Origin of the sequence: Streptomyces albus subsp. chlorinus, from assembly GCF_013302895.1 — a bacterium.
Classification (GTDB): domain Bacteria; phylum Actinomycetota; class Actinomycetes; order Streptomycetales; family Streptomycetaceae; genus Streptomyces; species Streptomyces chlorinus.
Genome location: NZ_VJOK01000001.1, coordinates 6981247 through 6991661, shown reverse-complemented (window position 1 = coordinate 6991661; position 10415 = coordinate 6981247). Strand labels below are relative to the sequence as shown.

Annotated in this window: 8 protein-coding genes and 2 pseudogenes; 5 read left to right on the top strand and 5 right to left on the bottom strand. The window is 72.4% G+C overall.

Annotated features, from left to right (window positions below; all coding sequences use genetic code 11):
- Positions 1 to 382: FBP domain-containing protein (locus FM076_RS35425; protein WP_430625940.1), on the bottom strand; the 382-nt coding region annotated here is incomplete at its 3' end.
- A 186-nt stretch (positions 383 to 568) separates the two neighbouring features.
- Here FM076_RS35425 and FM076_RS30305 point away from each other — a divergent pair.
- A complete protein-coding gene (locus tag FM076_RS30305) occupies positions 569 to 1453 on the top strand; it encodes an IS982 family transposase (protein WP_173874025.1) in 885 nt (294 codons plus the stop codon).
- A 20-nt stretch (positions 1454 to 1473) separates the two neighbouring features.
- Here the strand turns inward: FM076_RS30305 and FM076_RS30300 are convergent.
- Positions 1474 to 1635 (bottom strand): annotated as a pseudogene (locus FM076_RS30300) (FBP domain-containing protein); the annotation flags it as partial.
- 246 nt (positions 1636 to 1881) lie between these two features.
- Here FM076_RS30300 and FM076_RS30295 point away from each other — a divergent pair.
- Together FM076_RS30295 and FM076_RS30290 are read left to right on the top strand one after the other, a co-directional pair.
- On the top strand, positions 1882 to 2475 hold the full coding sequence (locus tag FM076_RS30295; protein WP_428815106.1) for a DUF4232 domain-containing protein: 594 nt from the start codon (positions 1882 to 1884) through the stop codon (positions 2473 to 2475).
- A 519-nt stretch (positions 2476 to 2994) separates the two neighbouring features.
- The gene (locus tag FM076_RS30290) at positions 2995 to 4494 is read left to right on the top strand and encodes an MFS transporter (protein WP_173874023.1); all 1500 of its coding nucleotides are present in this window, start codon (positions 2995 to 2997) and stop codon (positions 4492 to 4494) included.
- A 35-nt stretch (positions 4495 to 4529) separates the two neighbouring features.
- Here the strand turns inward: FM076_RS30290 and FM076_RS30285 are convergent, their stop codons facing one another.
- From FM076_RS30285 to FM076_RS30275, 3 genes are all read right to left on the bottom strand, one after another.
- Complete coding sequence (locus FM076_RS30285) at positions 4530 to 5435, bottom strand: phosphatidylinositol-specific phospholipase C domain-containing protein (protein WP_173874022.1); 906 nt, start codon at positions 5433 to 5435, stop codon at positions 4530 to 4532.
- Positions 5436 to 5670: 235 nt separating this feature from the next.
- The gene (locus FM076_RS30280; RefSeq protein WP_173874021.1) at positions 5671 to 6654 is read right to left on the bottom strand and encodes an alpha/beta fold hydrolase; all 984 of its coding nucleotides are present in this window, start codon (positions 6652 to 6654) and stop codon (positions 5671 to 5673) included.
- 200 nt (positions 6655 to 6854) lie between these two features.
- Positions 6855 to 8027, bottom strand: a complete 1173-nt coding sequence (locus tag FM076_RS30275) for a beta-1,3-glucanase family protein (protein ID WP_173874020.1) — start codon at positions 8025 to 8027, stop codon at positions 6855 to 6857.
- An 821-nt stretch (positions 8028 to 8848) separates the two neighbouring features.
- Between FM076_RS30275 and FM076_RS30270 the strand changes: the two genes are divergently transcribed.
- Together FM076_RS30270 and FM076_RS30265 are read left to right on the top strand one after the other, a co-directional pair.
- A complete protein-coding gene (locus FM076_RS30270; protein WP_173874019.1) occupies positions 8849 to 9139 on the top strand; it encodes a hypothetical protein in 291 nt (96 codons plus the stop codon).
- A 410-nt stretch (positions 9140 to 9549) separates the two neighbouring features.
- A pseudogene (locus FM076_RS30265) lies at positions 9550 to 10415 on the top strand (glutamate-cysteine ligase family protein); the annotation flags it as partial.

Here is a 10415-nt window from a genome sequence, read left to right as displayed (position 1 = left end):
ACAACACCACACACGCATGCGACACCCGGAGCGGGTCGGAGGAACACCCTCCCACCCGCTCCGCCGCATCAGTACGTACCCGTTGAGGGGCCGGACCAGCGGACCCCGCATACGGGAGCGGCATGGCCCGGTGACTCACCGATCCATGTCGTCGACACCGATCTTCACCAGGAACTCCCGGAGGTTGCCGCGCAGGCGGTCGATCTTCTGCTCGGGGGTGAGCGTTTCTCCCCCGCGCCGGACGCCCCCGACCTGCTTCCTTCCCCCCCCCCCCCCCCACACACACAGACAGGGAGCAGGCGAGGTCCGCGCACAGGTAGGCCCCCACCGTGTTGCCCTGCCGTCCCGCCGCTCCCGGCCTCGGGGCCGCCAGCAGTGCCACCCCGGTGCCCGGGTGGGAGGTCAGGCACACGGAACAGACCGTCGTCTTCGTGTAGCTGCGGTAGCACTCCGGTGGAGGCCCTCAGTGCGACGCCGACGGGGCGGCCGTCGTACTCGGCGACTAGATGATTGAGTCCGATGTTTGTGCTGGCCGCGACCATGGCGAAGGGCGCCCGTTGGTCTGAGTGTGACTTCGAACCTGGACGCCCTTCTGGCGGCACTCTACGTGTTCATCGACGACCATGTGGCTCCCTCTCGCCGGATCGGGCGACCCCCGAAACTCACCGACAGCGAACTGCTGTGCCTGGCAGTCGCACAAGTCCTGCTGGGCTTCCCCTCCGCCCGGCACTGGATCCGCTTCGCCCACGCCCGCCTCGGCCACCTCTTCCGCTACCTGCCCCAGCAGTCCGCCTACAACAAACGCCTCAACGCCGCCGGGCCGCTGATCAGCCACACCATCGAGATGCTCACCCGTCAGGTCCCGACCTGGCACGACGGCCTGCGCCTGACCGACTCCACCCCGCTGCCCTGCGCCGCCTCCCGCGAGACCGTCAAACGCTCCGGCCTGGCCGGGCACGCCGGATACGGCTACTGCCGCAGCCACTCCCGCTTCTTCTGGGGATTCCGGCTCTACCTGGTCACCACCGCCGAGGGCATGCCCGTCACCTGGTGCCTGGCCAACCCCAAACTCGGAGAGCGGGAAGTGATGGCCGCCCTGCTGGAACGCGACCACCACCTGATCCGGGCCGGGCAGGTGATCCTGGCCGACAAGGGCTTCGCCGGCCGGGAGTTCGAAGACTTCGTCACCGACCGGCTCGGCGCCCACCTGGTACGGCCGGACCGCAGGGACGAACCGGCCCGCTTCGGCAAGGTCGCTCGCATCCGCCAGTGGATCGAGGCCGTCATCGACACCCTCAAGGGACAGCTCAGCCTCGAACAACACGGCGGCAGAACCCCGGCCGGAGTCTTCGCCCGCACAGGACAACGCCTGCTGGCCCTGGCCACCGCGATCTGGCACAACTGGCACACCGGAGCAACGGTCAAGCGCTCACTGATCGCGTACGACCACTAAAGACATCGGACTCACTCATCTAGGTGCCCTCGGTCGGGGGCACCCGGATCCCGCCAGCCGAAGAAGTCCAGATCTCCCCAGGGGCGCTCCTCCAGATCCCGTGGGACGTACATCCTCCGGGCCTCTCCTTTGGAGCAGTTGACGAAGCAGGCCCGTATCTCCGGGTCGGTGAGCGGTTCCATGCCTGGTGACAGGAGGTAGGGGTCGGCCGGGTGCCACTCGGTTCTCCCGTCGCCTCCCGCGCCCCGGCCCCGTCCCCGCCCCGGCCACACGGGCCCTTGCCCCGCTCCGGCCGGATCGCGAGAGCACCAGGAAAAGTGAGGCACATCACAGTGTTCGATTAGGTATGCGGAGAACTTTTCACTCCGCAATGGCATCCAATCTCCTGTACGACACGGAAACGCCTTTTCGGGAGGGGAACCACTGTCATGAGTGACATGACCGAACTGCACCACAGCAACGGCACCGCACGGGGGCGTCTGGCCAAGCGGATCGGCGGGGCGGGGCTGGCCCTCGTCGCCGTCGCGGGACTCGGCCTCGCGGGGGCCGGCGCGGCGCAGGCCGCGGGCAGCCGCGCGGCGACGCCCACCTGCACGGCCTCGGGGCTGACCGCCTCGTTCGGGCAGAAGCTCGGCGGCGGGATGAACCACGCGGGTGTGGTGCTCAAGCTGAAGAACACCAGCGGCCACACCTGCCTCCTGCGCGGTTACCCCGGCCTGGGGCTTGAGGGATCGGGGCACCGGGCGCTGGGCTCCTCCGTGCACTGGGGCGACACCTGGTACGCGAAGGACCCCGGCAAGAAGACGCTCACGCTCAAGAAGGGCGCGAGCGCCGAGGCCGTCGTGTCCTGGACGCACGCCAACGAGGGCACCTCCGGCGCCCGGCACGCCTCCTACCTCCAGGTCACGCCGCCGGCCTCCCGCAGCCACAAGACGCTGAAGTTCCCCGCCTGGGTGGACAACGGCCGCCTCAGCGTCACCGCGCTCGCCCCGCACATCGCGGTGACGGACCAGGCCGCCTGACGGGTGGCGTGACGGGCGCAGGCACACGCGACCGGCAAGCCAGGACCCACCGCGCGACGGTGTCCGGTGCTCGCGGGGAAGGCGTACGGTCCCGGCCCGCCCGCGCGGCCCCGGTGAACCGCGGCCCATGACACGGGCGGCGACGGCCATGGCGGACGACTCCGACCGCCATGGCCGTCGCCGCCACCGCCGGGAAGGGGGAGGCCCGGCGGTGCGGCAGCACCGAAGCCGGTCCTGCGCCGCCGGCGTGGGACGCGTGGCCACCGGACCGGTTCCGGCGCCACCGTATGACCCGGGCGGGAAGCTTCCCGCCCGGGTCATACGTGTGCGCCCCCGTCCGGCCGCGCCGGGCGGGCCCGCGGCCGGCTCCCGTCGGCGGCGGAACGCCGTGGGCCGCGCGGCCTTCCTCCTGGCGTCGCTCGGTGCGCCGTGTGCCGTCGAGGTGCACCTGAGTGAACCCGTTTCCGCGGGGGACCTGCAATGCGCCACTGACGCACACCGGGAACGGAGGGTGAGGGCATGGCCGGGAAGGAGCCGCGGGGCGAGCTGGGGGCGGAGGTCGAGGAGGGGGCGGTCACCACGGACGTGCCCGCGAGGCTGGACCGCCTCCCCTGGTCGCGCTGGCACTGGATGATCGTCGTCGGGCTCGGCACCGTCTGGATCCTGGACGGTATGGAGGTGACGGTCGTCGGCAACGTCGCCGGCCGGCTGTCGGAGCCGGACAGCGGCCTGGACATCAGCGCCGGGCAGGTCACCGGCCTGGCCGCGGCGCTGTACGTGGCCGGGGCCTGCGCGGGCGCGCTGTTCTTCGGCTGGCTGACCGACCGGCGGGGCCGCAAGAAGCTGTTCATGCTCACCCTCGCCGTCTACCTGTCGGCCACGGCCATGACCGCCCTGTCCTTCGAGAGCTGGTGGTTCTTCCTCTTCCGCTTCCTGACCGGGTTGGGCATCGGCGGCGAGTACGCGGCCATCAACTCCGCGGTGGACGAGCTGATCCCCTCCAGGTACCGGGGCCAGGTGGACGTCATCATCAACGGCAGCTTCTGGCTGGGCGCGGCCGGCGGGGCGCTGCTGTCCATCCTGATGCTGGACACGAGCATCTTTCCTCCGGACGTCGGCTGGCGCCTCACCTTCGCGCTCGGCGTCGTCCTGGGCCTGGTCATCCTCCTGGTGCGGCGCCATGTGCCCGAGAGCCCGCGCTGGCTGTTCATCCACGGCCACGGGGCGGAGGCGGAGGAGCTGGTGCGCCGCGCGGAGCGCCGGACGCTCCGGGACCGGGGCGGCGAGCTGCCGCCGCCCGCCGGCCCGATCACCATCCACCAGCGCAAAGCCGTGGGCTTCGGGCTCATCGCCCGCGCCGTCTTCACCCACTACCCCAAGCGGGCGGTGCTGGGACTGGCGCTCTTCCTGGGGCAGGCATTCCTCTACAACTCCATCACCTTCGGCTTCGGCACCATCCTGATCACCTTCTTCGACGTCCCCTCCCGGACGACCGGGTACTTCTACGCCGTGATCGCCGCCGGGAACTTCTGCGGCCCCCTCCTGCTGGGCAGGCTCTTCGACACCCTCGGACGGCGGACGATGATCTCGGGGACGTATCTGCTCTCCGGCGTGCTGCTGTTCGGCACCGCCTGGCTCTTCGGCGGCGGCCATCTGTCCGCCACCACCCTGACCGCCTGCTGGTGCGCGGTGCTCTTCTTCGCCTCGGCGGGGGCCAGCTCCGCGTACCTGACAGTCAGCGAGGTGTTCCCGATGGAGACCCGCGCGCTGGCGATCGCCTTCTTCTACGCGGTCGGCACCGCGGCGGGCGGCATCAGCGGCCCGCTGGTCTTCGCCAAGCTCACCGGGACGGGAGTGGCCGGCGACACCGTGCTGGCCTTCGGGATCGGTGCCGGGCTGATGACGGTGGCGGGACTCGTGGCCGTCGCCCTGGCCGTTCCGGCGGAACGGCGCGGCCTGGAGGACATCGCGGCGCCCCTCACCCAGCAGCGGTCCGGGCAGGCCACGAACGGGTCGTGAGCCTGCCCGGACCCCCTCCCGGCGCGGCCGGGCCGTCAGCGTGCCGGGTTGTGCTTCAGGACGGCCTCCAGCAGGCCGGGCTCCGCCTGGGGGAAGTCCATCGGGACGATGCCCAGACCGGTCTTCCCGGCCATCTCGGAGCTGTTGAGGAAGTCGCGGACCTGGGGGTTGAGGCGGTCCGCGTTGGAGGCGGGCGGCAGTCCGGCCGCCGTGCTCACGAAGTTGATGTAGAGGGGGCCGGGCTGGGCCGCCGCCTTGCGGAACTGCGCCTCGATCTTGGGGTACTTGGCGAACGGCTCGGACTGGTAGGCGTCCTGGATGTCGAAGAGCGCGGTGTCGCCCCACCGCGGGCCGGGCAGCCCTCCGTTGTCGGCCAGCAGGACGACCTTGCCGCGGGCCTCCCCCAGCGTCGGCAGCGTGCTGTCGAGCCGGAAGAGGGAGCGCCATCCCTTCTGGTCCAGGTAGACGTCGAAGATCTTCCGGAACTCCGCGTCGCTCACGTCGGAGTACTCCTGCTTCACTCGCATCAGGACCGTCTCGCCGGGATGGGCGGCGAGGAAATCGCGGCAGGCGATCAGCACGTCACCGAACATCAGGTGCTGGAAGAAGGCCCCGTGGTGGATGGCGAACACGCCGTCGATGGCCCGGCAGCGCACGTCGAGGAAGCGCACCCCCGCCAGGAGCTGGTCGGCGATCAGGGTGTCCTGGCACTCCACCCAGGGGCCGCCGAAGCGCGCGCCGGAGTCGTGGGTGCCGGGCAGGGTGAGCGAGTTCAGCGTGGTGGACGGCGCAAGCGCCGCCATCCAGTCCGAGGGCGCGGCGGTGCGGGGGCGGGCACCCGTACGCTCCCCGGCCACCGCCGCACCCGTGCCGCCCGCGTACGCCAGCAGCCCCGCGGCCGGCAGGGCGACCGCGCCCTTGAGGAACCTGCGTCTGTCCACTGCGAACTCCCTCCCCGTTTCGACGCTCCGTTCGAGCGCCGCTGTCCGCGGACATCATGGAGCAGGGAGACCGATACGTGAACACCGGGGTGCCCGGGGCGAGTCGGGCGCCGTCCGGCCGGCGCGCACGGGAGCCGCAACGGGAGCACGGGGACGTAGGGGGAGAAGTCCCGGCACCGCGGCCGGCGGCCCGGTCCCTCCCTGCTGCGCGGCCGCGCTGCAGGGAGGCGGCGGCTCACTCGGGCAGGGCGGCCAGCCAGTCGATCAGGAGCTGGTTGACCTCGGCGGGACGCTCCTGCTGGATCCAGTGTCCGCAGTCCTCCAGGATCCGCGAGGAGAGCAGCCCGGGAAGGGTCGTCGGGTAGGCCGCGATGGCGTCGGACAGCCACGTGGTGGAGGCGTCCCGGCCGCCGCCCGCGAACAGCGACGGCTGGGTGAGGGGTGCGCCGCCGTAGGTGGCCAGGTCCTCCCAGTCGCGGTCCATGTTCCGGTAGCGGTTGAGGGCACCGGTCAGGCCGGTCCGCTCGAACTCCCCGGCGTAGACGTCGAGGACCTCCTCGGTCAGCCAGGCGGGCCGCGCGGCGGGGAAGCGCTCGCGCAGGGTGCGGCCCCGGCCGGCGAAGTGCGGGTCGGGGGCGTCGGCCGCGGGCATGGTGTCGCCGGACAGGGCCGCGTAGAAACCGGCGAGCCAGCCCCGCACATCGGGCTCGATCTCGGCCTCGGCCCGCCCCGGCTCCTGGAAGTAGGAGACGTAGAACTCCTCGTCCCCGCCCATCTGGGCGAACATCTGGCTGGGCCGGGGTCCGCCGGGCGGGGTGTAGGGGACGCTCAGGAGCCCCACCGCGCGGAAGACCTCCGGCCTCACCAGCGCGGAGTGCGCGGCGATGGTCGCGCCCCAGTCGTGCCCGACGACCACCGCCGAGGTGGCATCCAGGGCGTGCACCACCGCGACGTTGTCCTCCACCAGGTCGAGCATCCGGTAGGCTGCCGGGTCCGCGGGACGGGACGAGCGCCCGTACCCGCGGACGTCCACCGCGACCACGCGGTAGCCGGCCGCCGCCAGGGCCGGCAGCTGGTGGCGCCACGAGTACCAGGACTCCGGGAACCCGTGCAGGAGCAGGACCAGTGGCCCGCTCCCCTGCTCCACCAGGTGGGTCCGGCCGGCTGGGGTGGCGACCAGCCGGTGGGTCGGCTGCGTCGTCGTGGCCTGTGCTGACATGTGTCCTCCTGTACCGCCGCTGTGCCCCTCGTGCCGCTTGCCCGGACCGGCGTCGGCCGGCCCGCCCGGCCGGCGGCTCGGAACCGATCTTCCGGCCTGAGGCGCAGGCGGGGCGAGGTTTGTTGCCGGCGCGGCAAAAAGCGGCCAGGTCCGCGGCGGGCCGTGGGGACACGGGCGGCCGGAGGATCAGCGGCCGGAGGTTACTCGAAGGGCGTCAGCGTGAGCGTCATCTCCCGGGCGGCACCGTCCTCGATGTAGGAGGCGAATCCGGCCACGTCGTCGAAGGCGAAGCCGTAGGCCTTGCCGTCCTCGGTCGCGGCGTGCATGGCCTTGGCGTAGTGGTGGGTGCGGTCGCCCTGGTAGAAGCCGGCCGGGTCGGTGGTGGGCTGTTCCGCCGTCGTGAGCAGGGTGGTTCTGTTGAAGGCCGCGCCGAGCACCGCGGCGACGGGGCCGGTGGTGCCGTCGTTGGGCGCGGCGAGGGCGCCGTCGCAGAAGAGCACGTCCTTCGTCGTCGGCTTGCGGAAGGAGACCTGGGCCGGGCCCGAGAAGGAGAGCGTGTCGCCGCTGACCCGCCCGGTGAACGTGCCCGCGTTGGTGGTGACCTTCAGATCCTTGCCCGCGTAGGCCGACCAGACCTCGTCGATGTAGGGGGCGAAGTAGTCGTCGGCGAAGAGGCCGGAGCCTATGCCGTGGCCCGGTGCGATGACACGCTTGTCGTCCACGACGAGCTTCGAGAACCCGTCGGCGGAGCGCACCTGGTCGAAGACGCGCGCCCGGGCACCGGGCTTGAGGGTGCCGGTGGTCTGGTCCTTGTCGCCCTTGAGGCCGATGGCCAGCGGCACGCTGAACATGTCCACCATGGTGGTGTTGCAGTACATCGCGCCGTTCTTGTGGGTGAACTCGGCGCAGTCGTGCACGACGGGGTAGTTCGGGTCCGACTCGACCCATCCGGCGGGGTAGGCCAGTGCCGCGCCCTGCCCGCCGTCCACGGCTTTGAACTTCAGCTTCTCGCCGCAGGCAATGTAGATCCGGCCGGACATCTGAGGCAGCTGGACGGTGGTCTCGGTGCCGGTGAGGGGGATGGCGTAGTCGGTGAAGCCGTCGGGGCCGTTGTCGGAGAGCTGGACCTGCTTCAGTTCACCGCCGGGGGTGACGTAGCACTGGTGGGTGCCGTCGTTGCCCACGATGTAGACATGGACCGAACCGTTGTCGTACGCGCCGCTGTTGTTGACGATCTTCAGCGGCAGACCGGCCGCCTTCGGCTGCTGGGGACCGCCCGCGCTCGCGCGCTGGGCGAGGAACCCGGCGGCGGGGGCGGCGAGGGCGGTGGCCACGGCTGTGCGGAGCAGTCCGCGTCGGCTGAGAGGGGTCATGGGCGAGCCTCCATGCGGTGTCGGTCGGTGCGTGTGGGCGTGTGTGAGCAGCGCGTCCCCGCCCCCGGCGGGTCTCGTCCGGGTGATACCGGACGGGACGGCGCCGGCACCGCGCGCGCCCGGGAGGGCGGGGAGGACGCGCGGTGCGCGGGAAGCGTCAGGCAGGCGGTGGCGGAGTCCGGGCGGGTGACCGTCCGGGCCGGGCACGCGACCGCCCGGGCGGACCGGTGGCGGTACCGGTCCGGTTTCCGGGCAGGGGGCGGCCCTTGGGTGTCGTCGCCATGACACGCGCTCCTCGGAAGTGGGGGGTGAAGCGCTCTCACGTCACGGCACAGCACCGTGCCGAAGGTATGGACCATCGTCAAGCACAACAGCTGAATCGGGCACACTCGGACCCTCACCCGCCCCAACCGGGCCCGCACCCGGGCCTGCCACCCCCGGAATCCGGCCACACCGCCCACCGGTCCTGACCAGGATGGCCGTGGCGGCAGGTGCGGCAGGTGCGGCAGGGATCGGGGCGGCGGGACGTGCGACGGCCGGGCGGGTGAAGGCGTCGCCACCGGTCACGGCGTGCGCGAGGAGGCACCGCCCGCACGCGGCGGCGCACGGCGGCGAAGCGGGGAGGAGGACACCGGCGTTGGGTGCGCCGCGCCGCCGGGACCGCCACCGGACACTCCCGAAGCCATCGTTTCGGTGGTGCCGTTCGGACCGTGGCACGGGTGCCGGACGGCATACCGGGGAGCGCACAGGGTACGGTTCCGTCGATCTCTCTCCGCAAGACCGAACCCGCACGGCAACCGAGGAACTCGGCGACATACCCCATGACTGATCCCGAAAAGGCGCAATTCGACCTGCTCTACGAGGACGCGAAGGCGGGCGTGGCAGAGGCACGGCAACGTGTGCTCGACGCCTCGGCCGACGGGCCCGACAGCGACCGGCTGGCGCAGGCCCTGGACGAACTGGAGGCCGCGCTGGCCCACCGGGAGGCCGCCCGGCTGCGGACCCGCGACGACGCCTGGCTGCTCACCGCGCTGGGCGCGGCCAACGCCATCGACCCGGAGTACCACGGAGAACCCCGCTCCCCCGCCGAGACCCAGTACGGCGAGGACTAGCCGGGCCCGGTGCGGCGAAGGCCGACGCGGCCGGCCCCCTCGGCTGCCGGCGCGGCCGGGCCGCCCCGCCGTCCAGAGGGCGGCCCGGCCGCGGTTCGTTGCCGCACCCCATGGGCCCGCCCGAAGCCCCCGCTCGATTCCCGGCGCGGGCAGCACAGGCCCGCGCCGCTGCCCCAGAGGAACACGGCACCGCGCACGGCACAGCGGCTGACAACATCCGGCTCAGCCCGGAAGGTTCCGCTCCGGCGACGCCGCCGGAGCACGTGCCGTCGCGGAACCGGTTGGCCGAGAACAGTCCCCGGACCGAGCGGGGCGGGTAGGCAGTCTGGGGGAGCCGAGCGGGCTCCGGTTCGCATGGTGGCGGCCTCACGTCCGCCGCCGCGCGAGCGCTGGAACCGAGGAGGCGGGTGATGACCGTCGTCGAGTCGGGAGACGTGCGGGAGCTGCTGACCGAGGAAGCGGCACTGGCACGGGTACGGGGCATCTGCTTCAAGACCGGGCCGCCGCGCCGGGTCGGGGTCGAGCTGGAGTGGTTGGTCCACCCCGCCGACGGTGTGCCACCGGCACCGGGGGCGGGGCAAGCGCAACAGGACACGGCAGTCGGCGCGGCCGCCCTGGGGGCGGCGGTGGCGGGGTTGAGGGAACTGTCGCTGTCCTCGGTGGTCACTCTCGAACCCGGCGGCCAGGTCGAGTTCAGCTCCCGGCCGGCGGACTCCCTCCCCGCGTGCGTCGAAGCGGTCGGCGCCGACCTGGCCGCGGCGCGGGCACGGCTGAGCAGCCACGGCATCCGTCTGGTGGGCCGGGGGCTGGACGTACGCGGCGGCAGACGGCTGCTGGACGATCCCCGCTACCGCGCGATGGAGAGCTTCTTCGACCGTACGGGCCCGGCGGGCCGCATCATGATGTGCTCCTCCGCCTCCGTCCAGGTGTGCCTGGACGCGGGGGTCGCCGGGCGGGGGCCGTTCGGCATCCGGCGGCGCTGGTTCCTCGCGCACGTGCTGGGCGCGGTCCTGACGGCCGCGTTCGCCAACTCGCCGCTGCTGGAGGGGCAGTGGTCCGGCTGGCGCTCGGGGCGCCAGGCGGTGTGGGCGGCCCTGGACGGCTACCGGAACCTGGCGCCCACCCGGGTGAGCCGGGGCGATCCGCGGACGGCCTGGGCCCGGCACGCGCTGGACGCCCCGGTGCTGTGCGTCCGGTCGCCGCAGGGACCGTGGACGGTGCCCGGCGACGGGATGACCTTCCGCGAGTGGATCCGGCGCGGCGCGGGCCAACGCGC

Bases quoted from the DNA above. Each gene is read 5' to 3' on its own strand.
- FM076_RS30280 (WP_173874021.1), bottom strand. From the start codon at position 6,654: ATGTCAGCACAGGCCACGACGACGCAGCCGACCCACCGGCTGGTCGCC.
- FM076_RS30275 (WP_173874020.1), bottom strand. From the start codon at position 8,027: ATGACCCCTCTCAGCCGACGCGGACTGCTCCGCACAGCCGTGGCCACC.
- FM076_RS30290 (WP_173874023.1), top strand. From the start codon at position 2,995: ATGGCCGGGAAGGAGCCGCGGGGCGAGCTGGGGGCGGAGGTCGAGGAG.
- FM076_RS30295 (WP_428815106.1), top strand. From the start codon at position 1,882: ATGAGTGACATGACCGAACTGCACCACAGCAACGGCACCGCACGGGGG.
- FM076_RS30270 (WP_173874019.1), top strand. From the start codon at position 8,849: ATGACTGATCCCGAAAAGGCGCAATTCGACCTGCTCTACGAGGACGCG.